This is a genomic window from Chryseobacterium sp. S0630 (assembly GCF_024158915.1).
In the GTDB taxonomy this organism is placed as follows: domain Bacteria; phylum Bacteroidota; class Bacteroidia; order Flavobacteriales; family Weeksellaceae; genus Chryseobacterium.
This window is the reverse complement of sequence record NZ_JAMZGF010000050.1, coordinates 1-23,513: the sequence shown is the minus strand read 5'-3', so window position 1 is coordinate 23,513 and position 23,513 is coordinate 1. Positions and strand designations below refer to the sequence as shown.

Annotated in this window: 17 protein-coding genes; 7 read left to right on the top strand and 10 right to left on the bottom strand. The window is 35.4% G+C overall.

Features of this window, described 5'->3' with window-relative positions:
- Positions 1-42: 42 nt before the first annotated feature.
- The 5 genes from NK356_RS18340 to NK356_RS18320 form a co-directional block, all read right to left on the bottom strand.
- A complete protein-coding gene (locus NK356_RS18340; protein ID WP_253317673.1) occupies positions 43-2,280 on the bottom strand; it encodes a TonB-dependent siderophore receptor in 2,238 nt (745 codons plus the stop codon).
- Positions 2,281-2,323: 43 nt separating this feature from the next.
- Positions 2,324-3,133, bottom strand: coding sequence for a 3-deoxy-8-phosphooctulonate synthase (gene kdsA, locus NK356_RS18335; RefSeq protein ID WP_034697782.1), 810 nt, complete (start codon positions 3,131-3,133; stop codon positions 2,324-2,326).
- A 697-nt stretch (positions 3,134-3,830) separates the two neighbouring features.
- Positions 3,831-4,358 carry a DUF1697 domain-containing protein gene (locus tag NK356_RS18330; RefSeq protein ID WP_034697779.1) on the bottom strand — a complete coding sequence of 176 codons (528 nt, stop codon included), beginning with the start codon at positions 4,356-4,358 and terminating at the stop codon, positions 3,831-3,833.
- Between the two features lie 133 nt (positions 4,359-4,491).
- Positions 4,492-5,985: a hypothetical protein gene (locus NK356_RS18325; RefSeq protein WP_034697774.1), complete on the bottom strand. Its 1,494-nt coding sequence runs from the start codon at positions 5,983-5,985 to the stop codon at positions 4,492-4,494.
- An 89-nt stretch (positions 5,986-6,074) separates the two neighbouring features.
- On the bottom strand, positions 6,075-9,560 hold the full coding sequence (locus NK356_RS18320; protein WP_253317672.1) for a DUF2723 domain-containing protein: 3,486 nt from the start codon (positions 9,558-9,560) through the stop codon (positions 6,075-6,077).
- 222 nt (positions 9,561-9,782) lie between these two features.
- Between NK356_RS18320 and NK356_RS18315 the strand changes: the two genes are divergently transcribed.
- The 3 genes from NK356_RS18315 (at position 9,783) to NK356_RS18305 (ending at position 13,121) form a co-directional block, all read left to right on the top strand.
- Positions 9,783-10,820: a PLP-dependent cysteine synthase family protein gene (locus NK356_RS18315; protein ID WP_034697765.1), complete on the top strand. Its 1,038-nt coding sequence runs from the start codon at positions 9,783-9,785 to the stop codon at positions 10,818-10,820.
- 84 nt (positions 10,821-10,904) lie between these two features.
- Entirely contained in the window at positions 10,905-12,176 is a 1,272-nt protein-coding gene (locus tag NK356_RS18310) for a pyridoxal phosphate-dependent aminotransferase family protein (protein WP_185103739.1), read from the top strand.
- 66 nt (positions 12,177-12,242) lie between these two features.
- Positions 12,243-13,121: a DMT family transporter gene (locus NK356_RS18305; RefSeq protein WP_253317671.1), complete on the top strand. Its 879-nt coding sequence runs from the start codon at positions 12,243-12,245 to the stop codon at positions 13,119-13,121.
- A gap of 89 nt (positions 13,122-13,210) precedes the next feature.
- Here the strand turns inward: NK356_RS18305 and NK356_RS18300 are convergent, their stop codons facing one another.
- The gene (locus tag NK356_RS18300) at positions 13,211-13,861 is read right to left on the bottom strand and encodes an NADPH-dependent F420 reductase (RefSeq protein WP_253317670.1); all 651 of its coding nucleotides are present in this window, start codon (positions 13,859-13,861) and stop codon (positions 13,211-13,213) included.
- Between the two features lie 129 nt (positions 13,862-13,990).
- A complete protein-coding gene (locus NK356_RS18295; protein ID WP_253317669.1) occupies positions 13,991-14,578 on the bottom strand; it encodes a Crp/Fnr family transcriptional regulator in 588 nt (195 codons plus the stop codon).
- 352 nt (positions 14,579-14,930) lie between these two features.
- Here NK356_RS18295 and NK356_RS18290 point away from each other — a divergent pair, with 352 nt between their 5' ends.
- The gene (locus NK356_RS18290; protein ID WP_253317668.1) at positions 14,931-15,692 is read left to right on the top strand and encodes a hypothetical protein; all 762 of its coding nucleotides are present in this window, start codon (positions 14,931-14,933) and stop codon (positions 15,690-15,692) included.
- A gap of 158 nt (positions 15,693-15,850) precedes the next feature.
- Positions 15,851-18,040, top strand: a complete 2,190-nt coding sequence (locus NK356_RS18285) for a radical SAM protein (RefSeq protein WP_034697753.1) — start codon at positions 15,851-15,853, stop codon at positions 18,038-18,040.
- Between the two features lie 392 nt (positions 18,041-18,432).
- Here NK356_RS18285 and NK356_RS18280 read toward each other — a convergent pair whose 3' ends face one another.
- The 3 genes from NK356_RS18280 to atpD all read right to left on the bottom strand — a co-directional run bounded on the left by NK356_RS18280 (position 18,433) and on the right by atpD (position 21,210).
- Positions 18,433-19,251 carry a hypothetical protein gene (locus tag NK356_RS18280; protein ID WP_034697750.1) on the bottom strand — a complete coding sequence of 273 codons (819 nt, stop codon included), beginning with the start codon at positions 19,249-19,251 and terminating at the stop codon, positions 18,433-18,435.
- Positions 19,252-19,331: 80 nt separating this feature from the next.
- Positions 19,332-19,613, bottom strand: coding sequence for a F0F1 ATP synthase subunit epsilon (locus tag NK356_RS18275; protein ID WP_034697749.1), 282 nt, complete (start codon positions 19,611-19,613; stop codon positions 19,332-19,334).
- Between the two features lie 88 nt (positions 19,614-19,701).
- Positions 19,702-21,210 (bottom strand): F0F1 ATP synthase subunit beta, encoded by a 1,509-nt coding sequence (gene atpD / locus NK356_RS18270; protein WP_034697748.1) that lies wholly within the window; start codon positions 21,208-21,210, stop codon positions 19,702-19,704.
- Positions 21,211-21,498: 288 nt separating this feature from the next.
- Between atpD and NK356_RS18265 the strand changes: the two genes are divergently transcribed.
- Both NK356_RS18265 and NK356_RS18260 read left to right on the top strand, forming a co-directional pair.
- On the top strand, positions 21,499-22,425 hold the full coding sequence (locus NK356_RS18265) for a bifunctional riboflavin kinase/FAD synthetase (protein WP_034697746.1): 927 nt from the start codon (positions 21,499-21,501) through the stop codon (positions 22,423-22,425).
- Positions 22,409-23,458: an acyltransferase gene (locus tag NK356_RS18260; protein ID WP_253317667.1), complete on the top strand. Its 1,050-nt coding sequence runs from the start codon at positions 22,409-22,411 to the stop codon at positions 23,456-23,458. The genes NK356_RS18265 and NK356_RS18260 overlap by 17 nt, the downstream gene beginning before the upstream one ends.
- The last annotated feature ends 55 nt before the right edge of the window (positions 23,459-23,513 follow it).

The window sequence follows — 23,513 nt, the reverse complement described above, 5'->3', positions numbered from 1 at the left end:
CCGGATTTTCGGAAGCTTTTATTTTATTTTTTGATCTCAATTCTATAGTTTGAATTCCAGTTTCACATTAAAGAAACGCCCTGTAAGACGTACCGGAACAGGATACATATAATTGCTGTTATAGTCTGTGATCCATTGGTTAGCAACAGTGTTGTTGATGTTAAATGCATTGAAAACCTGAACCCCTAATGTAAGTTCCTCAAAATTACCCCAGAAGCCGGATCTCTTATTTTTTTCTTTCGGATCAATAAATACCTTTGTCAATCCTAAGTCTACTCTTTTATAAGAAGGCAGCGTCTGCTGATAATTATAAGCTGAACCAAAATCTGGTTGTCCGTTGCTGTTAAACATTACAGGAGCTCCCGTAGGCAATCCCATCGCATACACTAAGGTAAGGTTTACACGCATAGACGGAAAGCTTGGCATATAATCCTGATAGAACATCGCAAACCTCAACCTCTGATCTGTAGGTCTCGGAATATCTCCTCTTCCATCAATATTCTCATATACTCTTGCATAACTTGCAGATAGCCAAGAATCTACACCCGGAACAAATTCTCCGAATAATCTCGTATCAATACCATAAGCATATCCTTTAGAATTATTCTGCCCGGAATAACGAATCCTTACATTATCCATGTAATAAGGAATCAGGTTATCCATTTTCTTATAATAAAGTTCCGTAGTCAGCTTAAATGGTCTGTCGTACATCTGGAACTCGTAATCATTGGCAAGAATTACCTGGATAGAGCGCTGAGATTTTATATTGGAGTTAAAATTACCATCAAGATCTTTAATCTCTTTATAGAAAGGAGACTGATAGTAAATACCTCCGGAAATTTTAAACAACATATCGCTTTCCCAATCCGGTTTAATCGCAAACTGAGCTCTTGGAGAAAAAATAGTTTCTTTATTGAAACTCCAGTTGGCTACACGTACTCCGGCATTCACAAATACTTTACTGGCTCCCCAATAGAATTTCTGAGAATACTGTGCATAGGCAGAAAGTCTGGTCGGTTCAATATTATTTTGTCCGGCAATATAGTAAGCAAGCTTAAGATCTCCTGTAGTTCCGGTTCTCGGATCAATGATTTCCGGTCTTGGAATGCTGTATCCTGCAGAATCTACCAATTTCCATTCATTGGTAAGATCTTTCAGATTTTCTTTTTCATATTTAAATCCAACCTCAAAGTCTGTATTGACATTGGGTGAAAATTTTGCTCTGAACTGTGTTCCGTATGTTCTTACAAACAAGTCGTTTCTTGCATGTTCTATCTGCCCTCCAACATCGAAAGACGTTACAGGCTGCTGGGTCACAGGATCAAAAGTCTGTAGTTCGTAAGCTGATTGTATGGTATAATACTCTCTTTCTCTGTTCTGATAAGCAAAAGCATCCAAGGTAAGCTTCCATTTGTCTGCAGGCTTATAGTTCATGGAAAATGTACCCATCATATTTTTATACTGGTCATTTTCCTGCCCTCCATAGCCAATATTTACAGTGATAGGCTGCTGAAGACTTCCGAACGTAACACTTTTCGCTTTAGGAATCATCTGATAATCATTCTTGGAATAATATCCGATAAATGACATCGTGAATTTATCACTCACATGATAATTCAGATAAGACTGAAAATCCCAGTACGTCGGGTTAAAATCCGTATCTTCTTTTAAGGTATTAAGAACAAGATTGGTGTTTCTGTATCTACCGGAAAATAAGGCTGTAAATTTTTTATTTTTGGAAGCCAGACCTGTTGTCAGCCTTCCTCCAATTAAACTTGCCTCTCCTGAAACTTCAAATTTTTCAGGCTCACGGTAATAGATATTTAAAGCGGAAGACATTTTATCACCATATTTGGCTTCAAATCCTCCTGCAGAAAAATTCACTGCGGAAACCATATCCGGGTTAATGATACTCATCCCTTCCTGCTGAGAGTTTCTGATCAGGAAAGATCTGTAGATTTCAATATCATTAATGTAGATAAGGTTTTCATCATAGTTTCCACCACGAACCATATATTGTGAAGACAGCTCGGTGTTGGAGTTTACGGAAGGTAATGTTTTAAGCAATCCTTCAATTCCTCCATTAATAGAAGCTACTGATTTCGCTTCTTTCGCTGAAATTCTTACGTTGGTAAGGTCATTGGTTCTTCCTGTTGCTTTTTTCTGGAAGACAACTTCCTCTATATCGGTTACTTTAGTAGTCGCTGTATCTTTTTTCCTTTGTTGGGAGAAAAACAGTACAGGGACCATAAGGCTTAGCGGTAAAACTAGTTTTTTCAAAAGAAATGTTTTAGAATTTCTAAAATTAATGTTTTTTTAACAATTACAAAATCGATTCTCTAATTCTTGTCAATTTTTGTAACAAATCTTCTAATAAATCTAATCTTAACATGTTAGCACCATCAGATAATGCGGTTTCCGGTGTAGGATGCGTTTCGATGAAAATTCCGTCTGCTCCTACCGCAATTCCTGCTTTGGCAACGGTTTCAATAAGATCCGGTCTTCCTCCTGTAACTCCTGAACTTTGGTTAGGCTGTTGCAGAGAGTGAGTAACATCCAAAATAACAGGAGCATATTCTCTCATGGTAGGAATTCCTCTGTAATCTACGATCAGATCTGTATATCCGAAAGAATTTCCTCTTTCAATAATCGCTACTTTCTCGTTATTGGAATCTGTAATTTTCTGAACGGCAAACTTCATCGCTTCCGGAGAAAGGAACTGTCCTTTTTTCAAAGTCACACATTTTCCTGTTTGTGCTGCAGCCACCAATAGATCGGTCTGACGAACAAGAAATGCAGGAATCTGTAAAACATCTACATATTGTGCTGCCAATGCCGCATGTTCATTCTCATGAATATCTGTTGTGGTAGGAATATTGAAAGTCTCTCCTACTTTTCTAAGGATTTCAAGAGATTTCTCTTCACCTATTGTTGTGAAAGAATCTACACGGCTTCTGTTCGCTTTTTTGAAACTTCCTTTGAAAATATAAGGAATATTATATTTATCGGTGATACTGATTACTTTTTCAGCAATTCTTAATGCCATGTCTTCCCCTTCAATAATACAAGGTCCGGCAATAAGGAAAAAGTTTTTTGAATCTTTGTGCGAAATATTATCTAAATACTGAATCATTTTGTTGTAATTAAAAAGTTCAGTAAAAATACTGAGAAAGTTTCACAAATGGAAATTATTTGATTGCTTTAACAGGCTATGGCTGCAATAGTCTTTGAGTATTTTGTATTCTTGAATTTCCGGTTATTAAATTGATAGATGCTTCGACAGGCTCAGCATGACAGCTCTAATACTATGTGTTTTATTAATGTGAAAACTATGACTATGATAACCAATGTAGTAATCAAAAGACTCTTGAATCTATGATTATTAAAGTGGGAGATGCTTCGACAAGCTCAGCATGACAGCTCTAACTATGTGTTATATTAATGTGAAAAATATAATGGCTGATGATTTATCAAAAAAACATCGGGTTCATAATAAATTAAAAGTTAATGTATAACGGCGTCATGCTGAGCCTGTCGAAGCATCTGCAATAATATATTTAGAATTTCTTCAGAATCTTCTCAAATGTATTCACATTTCTGCTGGTAAATTGATCCTTAAGACTTTTTTGCCCAGTACTTTTCCAAAGGTAAAACCTGTGTAAATCTGAGGAATCCGTGGGAAACTCTACCATAGCTACAAAGATAAGTTTTGGCTGAAGCCAATGGCTTTTACTTTTATTAATAAACGGGCTAAAGCCCGTTTCTATTGAATTTCTAATAAATGTTATGATATAATTGGAGAAGCTATATCACAAGGTAATTCGTATATTTTAATTCAGCTTTTTCAGAATCTTTTCAAATGTATTCACATTCCTGCTGGTAAATTGATCCTTAAGACTTTTTTTGCCCAGCACTTTTCCAAAGGTAGAATCTAAGGTATTTCCTTTCGGAACCTGCCAGTAAAATATATCATTGATGATCTCCGCTTTTTCATTTTCTACCTGATCCGCTTTTTGAAACTCTTCCATTAAAACCTTTTCCACTCCGGGAATTCCGACAAAACCATAAATATGAAGTTCTTCTTTTTTTTCAAAAGGAATACTGTTCCAGAAAATCTCTGTTTCTTCCTGGGATTTTACAAATAAAAAGGCTTCATAAGAAAAATGTTCCGACATTGCTTTTTCGAGAATAGTTTTTAATTCTGTCGTATTTTTATCCGAAGAAAAAACAATATTTCCGGATGCCAGTATTGAACTTACCTCTTTCATTCCTGCATCTTTAAAAACCTGGCATACCTCAGCCATTTTCATATTGGTTCCTTTTACGTTGACGCCACGGAGAAAAGCACAGTATTTCATTTTTCTTAGGTTTTAGGATTAAGATGATAGGTTGCAGTGATTGTTGGGTATGAGGGTTTGAGAGTATTAGAGTAAAAGAGCTATGGTAAAACTCTTTTACTCAATTCTTTCAATCTTTTAATATTTCAATCTTTTAATCAACCCTAATGTACAAATTATAGTCTGTACCGGAAGGTTTCAGATTGTATATTTTTTCTAAAATCTTATTGTCACTTTTCAGATGATCTTTCACACGGAATTCTTTCAGAAGCTTATAATGAGTTTTATAGTACTCTGAATTGGTATTGTTTCCTTCGTATAAATTCTGATAAGAAAGAAGATATTTCGGTTTTCTGGTCTTTACTGTGTTGATCCAGTAATTCACCTTATCTTTTTTAATTTCTTCCTGAATCTGTTTATCAACCAATCCAACCTCATCAATCGTTTTTAACCCTGAGAAATAAGGTACATAACCCGCTGGTTCCAATAAAATCCACTGGTTTTTATCTTTTTCATATTGATTTAAAAAGGTACCAATCGTTCTGCGGTAGTTCCATTCTCCGTTTCCGGTGGCAATACAGTGAACCGTCTGGAAGACAAGCATTGGGAAGATATAGAATATCACAAGCAATGACAACCATAAGTTTCTCTTCTCTTTCTGTTCCAGTACAAAAATAAGAACAGGAACGAAAAGTAAAAGTTGCGGCACCCAGTAATACCAGTCGAACAAGCTTTTCTGAGAAATAAAAATGATTTGTTTTGACCATCCGAAAAGAAAAATCATCCATAAAAAATAGTTTCTCTTTTCTCTTTGTCTGATCAGATAAATAAAACAAAGCAATTCAAAAATCAATACTACAATCGTCATAGGATTGAAATCTCCCGGAACTTTCAACATTCCCCAGAAGTTTCCAAAACTTTTAAAGAAATATCCGATATGCTGCTGAATGGTAAAGTTTTCACTGTACAACAGTTTTTTTGCAGTAATGGTATTATTCACCAATTCGCCAAAGTAGAACCAGTTGAAAGCAACCGTAGATAGAACTCCCAAAGCTCCGCCAAAAATATAATTCCATCTGATTTTTTTGTTCCAGAATAGATCTACAAGAAATACAATTCCCAGGAAGATTACTGTATCAATCCTTGTAAACATAATTAAAACAGGAAGAAGTGTCACTACCCATTTTTTCCCTTTATGGAAACCGTAATACAATAATGCCATCTCCAGAAAAAACAGAATTCCGTATTCCATTCCAAGAATTGAAATTTTAATGGATGGCGGCAAAATCCCGATCAGAAATATAAAAATTGCTTTATGCCATGGATTTTTTAAAACTAAATGAGACAGCAATAAAGTTCCTATGGTAAACAGCAGAGAATTAAAGATCAAAAGAGGTTCAATAAAGTTTTCTTTTCCAAAAACAAGATTGAAAATATAGGATACAAATACATACAGATGTGTGGTAGATGCAGAAATTTTAGTATCTCCATTGAAGCCAATCACTCCATAATCCAACAGATTCTGGGCAACCCTCCAGGTGATAAATGCATCTTCCTGAATGTAGTGCGTTAATAAAAAAAGAAGCTTAAAAAGGACCGTAGCAATGACGGCATAGATGGGGAATTTGCTATTTTGTGTTTCGGACATTATGTATTTTTACTTTCACAAATATAACCTTAATATTCAGGATTCCCAATAATAAAAAAACGGAACCGAAGTTCCGTTTTAAAGTATTTTTATTTTGTCGCTTTGATAATTGCGTTGGTAATCTGACTTTCCTTTTCTTTTGAATACGTAGAATCATAGGGTTCCATGACATCAAATAAGTACTGATAGAATGGCGTGATCTGCTGAACATTTTCAGACTCTTTCATCGCCTTATCTCTGCCCATTTCCTGAAGATCTTTGATAAATACATTGAACTTCTTATCAATCGGCTCTATGGATTTTACCAGATAAGCATATGCTTTTTCCTTCTGTCCGATCTTGGTGTAAGCGTCTGTTACTGCAGAAACAACAAGAGAATATTCCATTGGTTTTGTTCTCATTTGTCTTCTCAGATAGCTTTGATCTGCTTTAGAAAGGCTTAAATAATAATCATATTCTTCAAAGATTCCTTTCTTAAGTACCTCAGCAAGCTGAAGACCTTTCTGCTCCTGACCTGCAATGATGTATCCTGAAACAATTGAACTTAAAGAACGAGGATCATTATATTTCTCTGCTGGAATTTCTTTCGCTGCAAGATCAAGAATCTCTAATGCTTTAGCTTTCTGTCCGCTTAATGCAAGGGCTGCTGCCGCTCTGCTTGCTGACATTCTGTAGCTGATGATATTGGAAGTAGCCGTTTCATCAAAGTGAGCATTTAAATTCTTGAAGTTCCCCCATCTGAAGTTTTTCACTACATTATAAAGAGAATTAGTATCTACTCTTCCCATATCTCCATCAGCTTTTGGAGGTGTTTGAATAGGAATTAATCTGTAGCTGAATCCATCAAACTGAAGGTAATCGTTCAGATAGAAAATATTCTCGCTGTCATAAATCCCTCCTGATGAGAAGTTTATCGGACGCTTCCAGTCGAAGTTCGCTAAAAGATCCATCAAAATAAGGTTGTTCTTATAGAGCGTATTTCCTTTGTAAGTAATCATAATCTGATTGGCTACGTTCGGAAGATCTTCTTTGTTGATGATTCCTGCTTTTAAAGCATTTTCTTTATTAACAGGAAGGATGAATTTGTTTACCGGAAGGATATTATATTTTTCAAATTTCTCTTCTCCAAAATACATTTTCAACAATTCGTCTTTTTCAGGAGATTTGAATTTAATGAATTCAATCGCTTGTTTCAAGGTTAAAGAATCCTGAGTAAGATATTTTCTGAATGATTGGAATTCTGTTTCCGGAGCTCCCTGTTCTTTCAGCATAGAGAAAACACCTTCCCAATCTTCCTTCTTCATCATATAGATCTGGTCATTTACCCCATCTCTGTAATCTTCGTGTGTCAATTGGCTAGGGATTCCCATAGCATTGTACGTTCTTCTTTTTACCTGATCCAGATTCCATGGAGTTGAGGCAAGAGTAAAGTTCACTACCTTCACATCATCTCTGAACTGTTCAGTCTCCTGAATTGCCCAAACCGGATAAGTATCGTTATCACCGTAAACGAAAAGGATATCATTTTTCGGTAAGGATTTTAATACTGAATACGCATAATCGTACGCTGTATATCTGTCGCTTCTGTCATGAACATTATAGTTCTGGAAGCCCATCATGAAAGGAACTCCTAATAAAACCACTCCTAAAGCAATGTTAGCTCCGTTTGATTTTATTTTAGACTGTAAGAACCATAAGATAGCTCCGGCTCCTAATCCAATCCAGATGGCAAATGCATAGAATGAACCTACCATTGCATAATCTCTTTCTCTCGGTTCAAAAGGTTTTACTCCTGTATAGAAAACAATCCCTACACTTGTTAAAATAAATAAAGATAACAACGCATAGAATCTTCCGAAGTCTCTGTTCAATTGGAAAAAGAATCCGATCAAACCTAAAATTAACGGAAGGAAGAAGAATTTTACTGTACTTTCATTCTTGAATTTAGCAGGCATTTTATCCTGATTTCCTACAGTAGCATTATCAATGAAAGGAATACCGGAAATCCAGTTTCCTTTTGTGCTTTCCATGTTTCCTTCAAGGTCATTTTGTCTTCCTACGAAGTTCCACATCAGGTATCTTACAAAGTAGTATCCGTTCTGGAAAGTAATAAAGTAATCCATATTCTGAAGTAATGAAGGCTTCTGAACATTGATCAGGTTATAAGGTTTTACTTTCAGATAATCTGAAGCGGTAATGGATTTGTCTTCATATTTAGCTCTCAGCTCATCAAAGATCTGCTTAGCCTGTGGATTATCTGCCACATCTTCATTCGCATAGTTGAATGTAAAATCAGGAGCACCATACATAGAAATATAGTTCGCCATTACATCCTTATCCTCATTAAACATTCTTGGCATTAAGCTCACCTGAGACTTGTTGAATACATAATTGAAACGGTCTCCGGTTTTTCTGTATGTTCCGGTTTTTTCGTCTTTTTCGTAGATTTCTCCGGTTTTTTGTGTTTTGAAACTTCCGTCTTCGTTCTTTTCAATTCCGTTAGCATCAAGAAATGCTGTATAGTTTTGTCCGTAAATCGTAGGCCAGTCACCATACTGCTCTCTGTTATAATAATCCAGCATACCAATTGCTGTATCCGGATCATTAAGGTTCATCGGTGGATTAGCATTTGCTCTGATAGGAATAACCATCCAGCAAGAGAACCCGATCATCATAAAAACTACAGATAATGCAGCCGTCTGGTAGATTTTTCTTTTTGCTTTTCTTGCATACTTAATTAAGAAATAGCAGATCGCTACCATTAAAATAAACGCTGCAATTGTTCCGGAGTGGAAAGGAAGTCCAAGACCATTCACAAAGAAAATCTCAAGTCTTCCGAACATTGTCATAATTAAAGGGAAGATAATTTTGAAAACGATAATCAAAATCCCTAAAGTAATAAGGTTTGCCCAGATAAAGTTTTTCCAGGTAAACTTATAATTTCTAGCATAGTATACCAGACATACTGCAGGAATTGCAAGCATACACATCATGTGTACTCCCACAGAAAGTCCTAAAACAAAGAAAATAAGAATAATCCATCTTTCACTGTCTCCTGCTTTATACTCATTCTCCCATTTGGTGATTAACCAGACCAAAAGCGCAATAAACATAGAAGCCATAGAGTAAACCTCTCCTTCTACTGCAGAAAACCAGAATGTATCTGAGAACGTAAAGCAAAGTGCTCCTACTGCTCCTGCAAATAAAATAGAGATTTCCTGATGTTTTGTAATTTCTTCAAAATCTTTGTTGAGAAGGCGTCTCACAAAATGTGTGATCGTCCAAAACAAAAATAAAATAGTCAGCGCACTGAACAATGCAGACATCGCGTTGATCACGATAGAATAGTTTTCGCCTTTCCCTAATGCAAAAATGGCTGCCACGGCACCCACTATCTGGAATAATGCAGCTCCGGGAGCGTGCGTTACTTCAAGTTTTACTGCAGAAGAAATGTACTCGCCACAATCCCAGAAACTGAAATTGGGTTCTATGGTGGACAAGTACGTGAAAAAAGCAATGACGAAAATCACCCATCCTGAAACGGTGTTCCATTGCCTAAAAGTCCAATTTTTCATAGTATTAAATCAATTATGCGAAAATAAGGCTTTTATCTTATTTTATGCGGGTTTTAACAAAATTTAAAAATTTTGGCGTAGTATTTGCGATTATACTCGTGTCAAAACTGAAAATACTAAAATATTTTTTTACAAACTATGCCCTAGAAATCAAACAAAAGTTTAGTAATTATTTATTTTTTTGTATTTTTGCAGTCAGATTTTTATTGAAAATAACAAATAATGAGTAATGTTTACGATAATATTCTTGGCCTAATAGGACACACTCCTATGGTGAAGCTAAATACTGTTACAAAAGATATTCCAGCAACCGTATACGCCAAGTTAGAATCATATAATCCTGGACATTCCACCAAAGACCGAATCGCACTTCATATTATAGAGAACGCAGAGAAAAAAGGCCTTTTAAAAGAAGATTCTGTAGTTGTAGAAACTACTTCCGGTAATACTGGGTTTTCTATTGCGATGGTATGTATCATTAAGGGATATAAATGTATTCTTGCAGTAAGTGATAAAACAAAACCTGAAAAAATTGCTTATCTGAAAGCATTGGGTGCCACGGTGTATATATGCCCGGCCAATGTACCGGCGGATGATCCCAGATCATATTATGAAGTAGCTAAAAGAATCGCTCAGGAAACCCCTAATTCTATTTACATCAATCAATATTTTAACGAACTTAATATTGATGCACACTATCAGACGACAGGTCCGGAGATCTGGGAACAGACAGAAGGTAAGATCACTCACCTTTTCGCTTGTACAGGAACTGGTGGTACACTGTCTGGTTCTGCCAAGTTTTTGAAGGAAAAAAATCCTGATATCAAAATCATTGGTGTAGATGCTGATGGTTCTATCCTTAAAAGCTATCACGAGACAGGAGAAATTCATAAAGAAGATGTACATCCTTATCAGATCGAAGGAATGGGTAAAAACCTGATCCCTTCTGCCCTGCTTTTCGACAAGGTGGATGAGTTTGTAAGGGTAAATGATGAAATGTCTGCGTACAGAACCCGTGAAATTGCTTTGAAAGAAGCTATCATGGGAGGTTATACTACCGGAGCTGTAACGCAGGGATTGATGCAGTATGCCCAGTCTCATGAGCTTACAGAAAATGATATAGTTGTTTTAATATATCCTGACCACGGTTCCCGATACATCACTAAAGTATACAGTGATAAATGGATGGCTGAACAGGGATTTGTCAACAACTGTGTTCACAATTACGATGAAGTTTTCAAAACGGAGTTTATCAAATAAGAACGAATAAAATCACGATACAAATAAAGCCTTTTGCGTGTTCAGACAAAAAAGGCTTTTTTACTTAAAAATTACGATACAATGTTGGATATTTTTGAAAGAATAAAAGAAAATCCAGGACCACTTGGACAATTTGCAGATTATGGTGAAGGCTATTTTATTTTCCCAAGATTAGAGGGACCTATCGGCCCTAGAATGCAATTTCAGGGGAGAGAAGTAATTTTCTGGAGTGCCAATGATTATTTAGGATTGTGTAATCATCCTGAAGTAATAGAAGCGGATGCAAAAGCGGCTGCAGAATATGGAATGTTCTACCCAATGGGAGCAAGAGCGATGTCTGGAGAAACAGATCAGCACCTTCAGTTGGAAAGAGAGTTGGCAGACTTCGTAAAAAAAGAATCAGCATATCTATTGAATTTCGGTTACCAGGGAATGGTTTCTACCATTGATGCTTTGGTAAGCAGAAATGATGTTATTGTTTATGATATGGATTCTCATGCCTGCATCGTGGATGGAGTAAGACTTCATTCCGGTAAAAGATTTACCTACAAACACAATGATATGGCAAGTCTTGAGAAAAACCTTCAAAGAGCAACCAAGGTGGCTGAAGAAACAGGAGGAGGTATTCTTGTGATTACAGAAGGTGTTTTCGGGATGAGAGGACAACAGGGAAAAATCAAAGAGATCTGCGATCTTAAATCTAAATATCAGTTCAGACTTTTAGTAGATGATGCTCACGGTTTCGGAACACTTGGAACAACAGGTGCTGGTGTAGGTGAAGAGCAGGACTGTAACGATCAGATTGATGTTTATTTCTCAACTTTTGCTAAATCTATGGCTGGTTTCGGAGCATTCCTTGCGGGTGACAAAGAAATCATCAGATACCTGAAGTTCAACTTAAGATCACAAATCTTTGCAAAATCTCTTACGATGCCAATGGTAATCGGAGGATTAAAAAGACTAGAGCTATTGAGATCAAGACCTGAGATCAAAGCTAAACTTTGGGAAAATGTTTACAAGTTACAAAACGGACTTATAGAAAGAGGATTCAATATTGGAGACACTAATACTTGTGTAACTCCGGTAATGATGCAGGGAACTCCTGTAGAAGCTACTCTATTGGTAAAAGATTTAAGAGAGAATTATGGAATATTCACCTCCGTGGTGGTGTATCCGGTCATTCCGAAGGGAATGATTCTTTTAAGGCTTATTCCAACCGCTTCTCATACCGATGCAGAGATCAATGAAACTCTGGCAGCGTTTGAAGCAATTCATGATAAATTAGTAGGTGGCTACTACAAAGAGCAGGAACAAAAATTACTGCAGGAACAAGGATTAAGTTTTAAACCGATTTAATCTTAAAAATATAAAAAAGCCACTGATTGATTCAGTGGCTTTTTTGTTTAATAACTATAAAAGCAAATGAAACTTAGAGGTTACACACTGGGAATTTTATCAGCCGTTTCATATGGCCTGATTCCTATTTTTATCCTGCCTGTTAAGCAGGCACACTTTTCAATGGATATTACGCTGTTTTACAGATTTTTCTTTTCAGCTTTAATGGTGGGAGGATATTTGCTGTATTCCAGAGAAAGTTTTAAAATCAATAAAAAAGAAGCCTTAATTCTGGCCATCCTTGGAATCTGCTATGCCCTTTCTTCAGAGTTTCTGTTTTTAGGATACGATTTCCTCACGCCAGGAATTGCCTCTACCGTTTTATTTATTTATCCGATTATTGTAGCACTCATCATGCTTTTCTTTTACAAAGAAAGATTGACCAGGCTATCGGGAGCATCTTTACTTCTTGCTTTCGCTGGAGTCATTGTTTTATGTTTAAAAGGAAACGGACTGGAAATTAATTTTGCAGGATTGGGAATTGTCATGCTTAGTTCATTGTTCTATGCATTATATATGGTCATTGTCAACAAATCGAATATCAAGGTTTCCGGATTTAAGCTTACGTTTTATTCTATGCTGTTTACCTCGCTGTTCTTTATGACCAAAGTTTTGATGGCAAATGAATCGTTTGCTATTCCTTCAACAGAAATTTTTACTAACTTCCTTATTTTCGCATTCCTTACTACGGTTATTTCCAGCTTATGTCTGGTATTTGCAATCAAATATATCGGATCTACTCCTGTTGCCATTTTAGGAGCTTTGGAACCTGTGGTTGCTGTACTGATCAGTGTCTTGATGTTTCATGAAAAATTTACGCCTAATTTGCTCATCGGGATTACTTTAATTCTTTTTGGAGTTACCCTGAATGTAATTGGGGATCAAAAGAAAATAGGTCACGTCTAGAAATCTTTTCTTTGAATTATATATAAAATAATACAAAAGCCGGACATCTTTATGAAGCCCGGCTTTTGTATAACTTGAGTAAGTGTTTTCTATAATTTTGATTGAGCTTCTGCAAGGCTTACCGTTTTTCCCAGTGCTCCAAATTCATGCAGATCTCCAAAAACTTCAATACGGATCGACTGATCAATCCCTCCTACTTTTAAAGCATCAAATCCTGCATTTCTAATAACATCTTCTATATCTTTGTCAACTGAGGTATCATCTGAAGCATAAAACAATACTGCTTTTTCAGGATTACTGTTGGAAGCTTCCGCAAGACTTCCTGCACCCAATGTTCCAAATGCTTTTACCAGCTTAGCTCCCTGAGGAAGAGCAGCTCTGTTGAGTTCTCCTGCAGATTCTTTCTCTCCGATGATCTTTTTAAATCCGCCATTTCCATCCGGAGTAATAGGATTGGATACATCAATAATGATCTTCCCTTTCAGAATATTGCCATGATCATTGAAAAATTCTTTGAAAGCGCCAAACCCTATTGCCGGAATAATAATATCTGCAGTATTGATTGCCTGATCAATATCCATACTTTGGGCAAAACCATGGGACTGTTGGGCAAAACCAGCAGACTCTTCATCATTTCTTGATGCTACAATCACATTACGGCTATTGTTAACCAAATCACCTGCAATTGCTTTTCCAATGTTACCAAGACCAATAACGGCCACTTTTTTTAATGTTTCCATTTCTTTTGATTTTTAATAAATTATCTATGTCAAAATTAGTGGGAAAGCCATTCAAAAAAAGACAAACTAGTTTAAGAACTCTTCTTGACATTTGGTAAGGCGAATGATGAAACTAGTTTCATATAAAAATTAGTTTTTTATTCTTCTCTGCCGGATTTTACTTAAAAACTGTGGTGTGATTCCAAGATAGGAAGCAATCTGTGTATTAGGAAGCCGATTCGCCAAGTGGGGATAATGTTTGAGGAAAAACTCATATTTTTCTTCTCCCGTAGCACTTATATTTTGAAGCACCCGATTTTGCAGTTCAATAAATTTTTTCTCAATAATTACTCTGAAATTCTTGTCAAATTTAGGATAGTAGGTGTAAAGAAACCAAAGGTCATTTTTTTCAATCTGTAGTACAGTAGAAGTTTCCAATGCAGCAATGTATAGTTTACTGGGCTTTTTATTATGAAAACTATCTATATCTACAATCCAGTCGTTTTCTGCAGCAAACTGAAGATTATGTTCTTCTCCGTTACCATCTATATTGTACATTTTTAAGCAGCCTGAAACTACAAATGTATAATACTGACAGATCTCGTTTTCTTTAAGAATAAACTGTTTTCGCTTGATTCTTCTTTCAACAAACCTTTCATTCAATACCTCAATTTCATTCTTTGAAAGCGGAATATAGCTTTTAAAATATTCTATAAGCGGAGTGGTTTCTTTTGACATTGTAAATAAAATGTACTTGTTGTATAAATTTTTAGTAAATCATTATTACAATATATCAAAAAAACTGAACATTATAGGAATGAAAGACTCCCAAAAAACAAGTATCAAAAAATATTTTTACATTGTTCTGTTTTGTATCATAAATAATAAAATACCACACAGAAGTTCGTAGAAGTGAGTTTATTGATAAAATAATATCATATTAAGCTAAAAAAATATTATGCTGGAAAACATTTAAGAAAATAAATTCTTTACTTTCTGGCATAACAAAATTTATCTGATTATATTGCATTGGTCTATTAATAGGTGTTTCCCCCACTGAACAGACCCATGTATATACTTTTAAAAGCAGATGAAAGAATTGCAAAAACTTACCAAAGATCAATTATACAAACAGCTCAAAGATAAATCGGAAAATCTATATAGCATCGCTCATGAAGCTTTGGAAAATAATTTTTTCAATGAAAGCTATTTAGATGAAGAAAGTCTTGCCGAATTTCTCGAAATGCTGGATGATGAAACAGCAGAAAAGATCAAAGATGCTTCTCTGTATATCAACAATGAGGATAATGCACCTGAAATTGTTCTCATAGAAAATGAAGACAGCACTTCTCTTGAATTAATTACCTCTGAAGATGAAGGATACAAAATAATTCTTATTGAAGGTGACCTTCAGTTATCCAAAAAACTGTTTGTGGAAGACTATATTGTTCTTATTGTTACCGGTAATATACAGGCTGAAAATATTATCATCAACGGTTCATTATATTGCTCTGGAAATGTTACCTCAAAAGTATTGTTTGGTGCTTCGGGGAATGATAATGAAACATACATCGGAGGAAGCATTATGACTTCTCTCATTGCAGAAAACGGACATTACACGGTGGCTGAAGGAAATATTTATTCCAGATACTTAATCAGTTTTCATAATGAAATAACAGGGAAAACCGGAAAGTTTATTGAAAATATCAGTCTTGAAAGACCTGGTGAAATCGGATTACTTAAAGCTGAAATTCTTTATGAAGACGGATATTTTGACGAAGATGCTTTCTTAATATTTATTGACAGCTATTCTCCGGATGCTTTGTTTAATAAACCTTCAAATTTATTCTAAAATACTTTGCTGCTTCCATGGATTGGAAATAAGAAGAATTAAGAAAATCGAATCGTAATAAAATGCAATATCTCTAAAGACTTTTCTTCACTGTTTATAATCAGGAGAAAAAATTTTTTTCTAAAAAAACTTTGGAATAACTTTGCAAAAAATTTCTGTTGAAAGACCTGCTTCTTATTACTCCGCCTTTTACCCAACTTAACACTCCTTATCCTGCAACAGCTTATATAAAAGGGTTTTTAAATACCAAGAATATTTCAAGCTATCAGGTAGATTTGGGGATCGATGTTATTTTGGAATTATTTTCAAAAGATGGAATTCAGAAGGTTTTCAGTAAAGAAATTGATCTTCATAACACCTCTGAAAACTCTCAGAGAATTTATGCCTTAAGAGAGGAATATTTAAAAACAATAGATCAGGTTATTACTTTTTTACAGGATAAAACTCCTACACTGGCAAGACAGATCTGCAGCATGAACTTTCTTCCTGAAGCTTCCCGTTTCAACCAGCTGGATGATATGGAATTTGCTTTTGGAAATATGGGACTTCAGGATAAGGCCAAGCATCTGGCAACTTTGTACCTGGAAGATATTTCCGATTATATTGTAGAAAATATTGATGCTGATTTTGGCTTCAGCAGATATGCAGAACGCCTTGGAAAAAGTGCTAATTCTTTTGATGAATTATATTTTAAACTATCTGGTGAACCTACATTTATAGATGAGTTCACTTTAAAAATTCTTCAGGAAAAAATTGAAACTGTTCAGCCAAAGCTTGTTTGTTTTTCCATTCCGTTTCCTGGTAATTTGTATTCAGGATTCAAATGTGCTCAATGGATCAAAAAGCATTATCCTCACATTAAAATTGCTATGGGAGGAGGATTTCCCAATACGGAATTAAGAGAAATTAAAGATCAGAGAGTATTCGAATTTTTTGATTTTATTACTTTAGATGATGGTGAACTTCCTCTGGAACTTCTTTACCAGAATTTAGAAATTGCATCTGAAGATGGAGAGTTTAAAAGAACTTTTCTTCTAGAAAATAATGAAGTTGTCTACAAGAACAATTCTAAAAGGCACGACTTCAAACAGTCTGAAATAGGAACTCCTGATTATACAGATTTAAAACTTGATCAGTATATTTCCGTTATCGAAATCGCTAATCCCATGCACAGTTTATGGAGCGACGGAAGATGGAATAAACTAACCATGGCGCACGGATGCTACTGGGGAAAATGTACATTCTGTGATATTTCTTTAGACTATATTAAAATCTATGAACCTATCTCTGCTAAGATTCTGGTAGATCGAATTGAAGAATTAATCAAAACAACCGGCGAGACAGGATTCCACTTTGTAGATGAAGCAGCACCACCAGCCTTAATGAGAGAGGTTGCTCTGGAAATTCTCAGAAGAAATCTTGTGGTTACGTGGTGGACTAATATCCGTTTTGAAAAAAGCTTCACCCGTGATTTATGTTATCTCCTGAAACTTTCGGGATGTGTTGCGGTTTCCGGGGGTCTTGAAGTAGCCAGTGACCGATTGCTGAAGTTAATTGATAAAGGAGTTTCTGTAGATCAGGTAGCGAATGTAACAAGAAATTTTACAGAAGCAGGAATTATGGTTCATGCTTATCTGATGTATGGCTACCCTACCCAAACCGTTCAGGAAACGGTAGATTCTCTGGAAATGATTAGACAGATGTTTGAGATGGGAATTCTTCAAAGTGGCTTCTGGCATCAGTTTGCAATGACTGCTCACTCACCCGTTGGAATGAGCCCGGAAGATTTTGGGGTAGTTCCCGTAAAACAGGAAATTTTGTTTGCCAATAATGATATTGATTTTAAAGATAAAACCGGAATCGATCACAACAAGTTCAGCTTCGGATTAAAAAAATCTCTGTTCAATTATATGCATGGAGTGAATTTCGAACTTCCGCTTCAGGAGTGGTTCGATTTTAAAATTCCAAGAACAACCATTCATCCGGATTATATTCATGACTGTCTTTTGGAAGATGGACAGTTTAGTTTGAAAGCAAATTCAAAAGTCGTCTTTTTGACCAAAAATGTAATCGCTGAGAATCGCGTAAAAAATAAAAAGAAATATTCTGGTACGTATACGCTTCTTACATTCCACTTAAAAACCAATATTGTGAAGGTAGAACTGGAACAGGAAAAGGCAGAATGGCTAATGAATGTATTGGAAGAAAATGCTATTGAAAATTCTAAAAAACCTACAATTCAGCAACTTAAGAATCAATTTGAAGAAAATTTCGATGATTTTGAGTTATTCTGGTTCTCAAAACCGATACAACAATTAAAGGAAAATGGAGTGATTTTAAGTTTATAAAAATTTCCACTTTTTTCTCAGGGATTTTCAAAATTGATGAATTTTCTATGAATTGTTAATTTTCTGTATGAATAAAACCTGTTTCGATTGAATGATAACCTCTCGTTAATTTTGCAGATTACGCAGATTTTGATTTGAGAGGATAAAACATTCTATTTTTACATTCAGAAGAGATCACATCCAAATTTCTAACTGCCATATATAAACTGGCTAAATATTCCCTTCCTCTGGAGGGGTGGCGAAAATTCTTTGAATTTTTGACGGGGTGGTTTGTAAAGAGTAACGAATTTTCTATAGGTTTGGGCTAAAGCCAGAGGAAAATTAATCTTTAATAAAAAACGGGCTAAAGCCCGTTCCTATTGATAATAAGCTATTCCTTTTTATCAGATAAACTAATTAGGAGTCTCTTTTGTTACAGTACCCACCGACACTTTCTCCTGTATTTTAATAAAATTGGGATCCATAATAGCCATGCGCTCAGCAAGTGCTTTATAGGTTGGGAACTTTAAGATAGAAGCTCTTCCGGACATTTCCTTGTATATGGTAAAAGATTTTCCACCTGCTGTTTTTAATTGCTTTGTGGTCGTAATATATCTTCCGATAAGTTTACTCTTAGCATCATAGATTTCAATGTCTATTGGGGTCTTATCCATGATAGTATCTTCTGAGCCGAAACTTACTGGCAAGTTGGTAAAATATCCTACAGGAACACCATTACTAAGAATCTCTCCTACTTTATTCACCTCAATATTCATTTTATCAATTTTCTTTCGGATGGCATACGCATCTTTCGTTTTAGTATCCAGTTTTCTTTTGGGTACATTTGAAAAAAGTTCATCGAGATTTTTTACATTGATTCCCTTGTTATCAATGATTTTAAGATCTTTAACTGAAGTAAAGACGGCAGATTTTTCTTCTCCGGAAAATGCAGAAGGTGATGAATAATCAATTTCGATTGTTTTATCCCTGTTATATACCCTATTAACACTGATATAGCTGTCCCGGACAGAATCAACGATGCTTTTATCAATGAATTTTATCGTATAGAGCGGAGTCTCTTTTAAATCCATAAAAGTATATTCGCTGGATTTGTTGGAGAGCTTAGCTACCGGAATGCCGTCAAGATTAATAATTCCTCTCTTGGTTTTAATATTCTGAGCATGGAGGAAAACACCCAGAACTGTAAAGAATATGATTATGCCTTTCTTCATACCATCAGACTTTTACATAAATAAAAAAAGTGTAACACAAAGTTACACTTTCTTGAAAATATATTTAGCTTTTCATTTAATTATTCACAAAGGATAATACCTTTATTATGATTAAATTCTACAACACCGCTTTTGATAGCATAAGCAAAAACAGAGTCTTTTCCAGTTTCTTTAGTGAAGTTTTTAGCATAAGCCTCATCAATAGAATTAGCAAAAAGCTTTACATCACCTCCGATTAAAGAAGAAACAATTCCTGCGTGGTTTTTCATGATGTGAAATTCACCATTTTTTCCAGGCAATAATACTGAGTCTACTTCTCCTTCAAAAACTACGTATTCTGGTGTTAAAATTTTTATATTCATTTTAATTTAGATTTGAAGATTTCAGATTTCAGATTTCAGACAACCTTAAAGTCTCATGTCTTATATCTGTTATCTTTATGTCTAATTATTAAGCGTTTTCAGCTAACATTTTTTGTCCTGCTTCGATAGCTTCTTCGATTGTTCCTTTCAAGTTGAAGGCTGCTTCTGGTAAGTGATCTAATTCACCATCCATAATCATGTTGAATCCTTTGATAGTATCTTTGATGTCTACCAATGATCCTGGAATACCTGTAAACTGCTCTGCTACGTGGAAAGGCTGAGATAAGAATCTCTGAACTTTTCTTGCACGGTATACAACAGCTTTATCTTCTTCAGAAAGTTCTTCCATACCAAGGATTGCGATGATATCCTGAAGAGCTTTATATCTTTGAAGGATTTCTTTTACTCTTTGAGCACAGTTGTAGTGATCATTACCTAAAATTTCAGGGTTTAGGATTCTAGAAGTAGAAGAAAGTGGATCTACCGCTGGATAGATACCTAATGAAGCAATCTTTCTGTCAAGTACTGTAGTTGCATCCAAGTGAGCAAACGTAGTTGCAGGAGCCGGGTCAGTTAAGTCATCCGCAGGTACGTATACCGCCTGTACTGAAGTAATTGAACCATTTTTAGTTGAAGTAATTCTTTCCTGCATCGCACCCATTTCAGAAGCTAGCGTTGGTTGGTAACCTACCGCTGATGGCATACGACCAAGAAGTGCAGATACCTCAGAACCAGCCTGTGTAAAACGGAAGATGTTGTCTACGAAGAAAAGTACGTCTCTACCTTGTCCGCTTTCTCCACCATCTCTGTAGTACTCAGCTAATGTAAGACCAGAAAGTGCTACTCTAGCTCTTGCACCTGGCGGCTCGTTCATCTGTCCGAAAACGAATGCAGCTTTTGAATCTTTCATAGCTTCTAAGTCTACTTTAGAAAGATCCCAACCTCCGTTTTCCATAGAGTGCATGAAATCATCACCATACTTGATAATACCTGATTCCAACATCTCTCTCAAAAGGTCATTTCCTTCTCTCGTTCTTTCACCTACTCCGGCGAAAACAGAAAGACCTCCGTGTCCTTTTGCAATATTGTTAATCAACTCCTGGATCAATACTGTTTTACCTACACCAGCACCACCGAACAATCCAATTTTACCTCCTTTTGCGTAAGGCTCAACTAGGTCGATTACTTTAATACCTGTAAATAAAACTTCTGCTGAAGTTGATAATTGATCAAATTTTGGAGCTGGTCTGTGAATTGGAAGACCACCATCCTTAGAAATATCTTGAAGTCCATCGATAGCATCACCAACAACGTTGAATAGTCTTCCGTTTACTGCCTCTCCGATAGGCATCATAATAGGATTTCCGTATCCAATTACGTCTTGCCCTCTTTTAAGACCGTCAGTAGCGTCCATTGCGATACATCTTACTGTATCTTCGCCAATATGTTGTTCTACCTCTAAAACTACTTTTTCACCGTTTTCTTTTGTAATTTCTAACGCGTCATAGATTGCTGGAACAGCTTCCACATCTGTGAAGACAACGTCGATTACCGGACCAATAATTTGAGAAATTTTACCTTTAATTTGGTTTGCCATTGCTAAATTTTTTCTTGGTGCAAATATAGTGATTCTTCATAAACCCGCAATTGGTAAAAAAAAGATTTTTATCATGCTTTTGAAGAGATGGATGAATTGGTGTTTTAATGTGTAATATTCAATATTTATCATTATATTTAACAGCAAATTTGCAATTCACTAATTTGTTATTATTATCGTATCATATAATATAGTATTTTTTTCAAAATTTTTCATTTTCAAATTTTCAGATTCCCTCCGTTACATTAAAAATAAAGGTTTTATATTTGCAATCAAAATTTTTCCGTTTTGAAAGTTTTCAAGAATTTTACAGATTACTCCTCACAGAAGCCTCTAGCATTGTCTTTAGGAATGTTTGACGGGGTACATCTCGGGCACAAGAGTATTATCGATGAACTGACTAAAATAGGTACAGAAAATAATCTGGAAACAGCAATCCTTACGTTCTGGCCTCATCCAAGATTTGTTTTTAATCCTAATGAAGATTTAAAACTTCTGAATACACTGGAAGAAAAGAAACAACTGGTTGAGAAATATGGCATTGATAATTTGTTCCTGAAAGAATTTGATGAAGAATTCAGAAATCTGACCGGAGAAGAATTCGTACGTCAGATTTTAGTTGATAAACTTAATGTAAAGTACCTTATTATAGGATACGATCATTCTTTCGGAAAAAATAAAAGTGGAAATTTTGAGCTTCTTCAGAAATTATCAAAAGAACTTGATTTTGAAGTAGAACAGATGGAAGCCATTAATATTCATGAAAATAATATCAGTTCCACAAAAGTACGTAATGCACTGTTAGCAGGAAATGTGAAAGAGGCCAATGAAATGCTGGGATATTCCTACTCTGTTTCAGGAACTGTAGTTCATGGGAAAAAGATTGGGAGAACTATCGGATACCCAACGGCCAATATTGACACTGAATCTATCAAGCTATTACCTAAAAAAGGAGCTTATATTGTAGAAGTATTCGTAAAAGGCAACCAATATAAAGGAATGCTGAGTGTGGGAACCAATCCGACAGTAAACGGAGAAAAACTAACTGTGGAGGTTTATATCCTTGATTTTGATGATGATATTTATGAAGAAAAGATTACGGTAAGTTTCAGGGATTTCCTTCATGATGAAATCAAATTTGAAGGTCTTGACAAGTTGATTGAAAGACTGGATGAGGATAAAAGATTAACACAAATATATGAATTCAAGGAGTAATAATTTTGACTTTCTAAGGCTTATTTTTGCAAGCTTTGTTGTCATTTCCCATTCCTATGCTCTTTCAGGAGCGCCTCATGGTGACCTACTGTCACAACTTACCAACGGTCAGATGGAATTTTCTTATCTGGGAGTTCATGGTTTTTTTATTATCTCCGGATATCTGATTTTTAAAAGTCTGCTTCGCTGCAAAGGTCTTCCCGATTTTTACTGGAAAAGGCTTTTAAGACTTTTTCCGGCACTATTAGTAGTACTTTTTCTTACTGTTTTACTGGCACCTGCAGTGTATGAAAGTACTGTTCCTTACTTACAGAACAAATCTGTTTACACTTATATTCCTCAAAATATCACTTTATTTTTCCGTCAAAAAGGTATTGATGGAGTTTTTGAAAACAATCCTTACAAACACAGTATCAATGGGAGTTTGTGGACTATATGCTATGAATTCAGCATGTATGTCATGGTTTCACTACTCTTCTTTATCCGGGAAAAAACATTTGTGAAAACGGTTGTCATTCTGCTATTCATATCAAGCTTTCTCTTAAGTCTTTTTCATCCCTATTTCCTTCACGGATTATTCATGAAAATGGAGCTGGGAAGTAATCACTTTTACAATCTGATGTGCTTTTTCGTCGGAGGAATGATCATGACTTACCTGAATACCAATAAAAGAACAGAAAATATCCTTATTATACTTTCTTTCGCTGTTCTTATTGCCAGTGTATATTTAAATATTAATCAGTATACCTGCTATATTACCCTGCCTCTGCTGGTAATTCTTCTTGGGAAAAGCTCTACCCGATATCTTAATAAAGTTGGAGATACTATCGGAGATACTTCTTATGGTATTTATATTTATTCTTTCCCTATACAGCAGACGCTGATGTATTTCTTTAAACTGGATACAGCTATGCTATTTATAATTTCATTACCGCTATCTATTCTGTTAGGATATGTTTCCTGGCATCTGATTGAAAAGAAAGCATTAGAATATAAAGATTTATTAACAAGAAAGAAGCCGTCTCACAACTGAGGCGGTTTTTCTTGTTAAAAAGTAAATAATTTTTATATATTTTGATTTGTTTTTT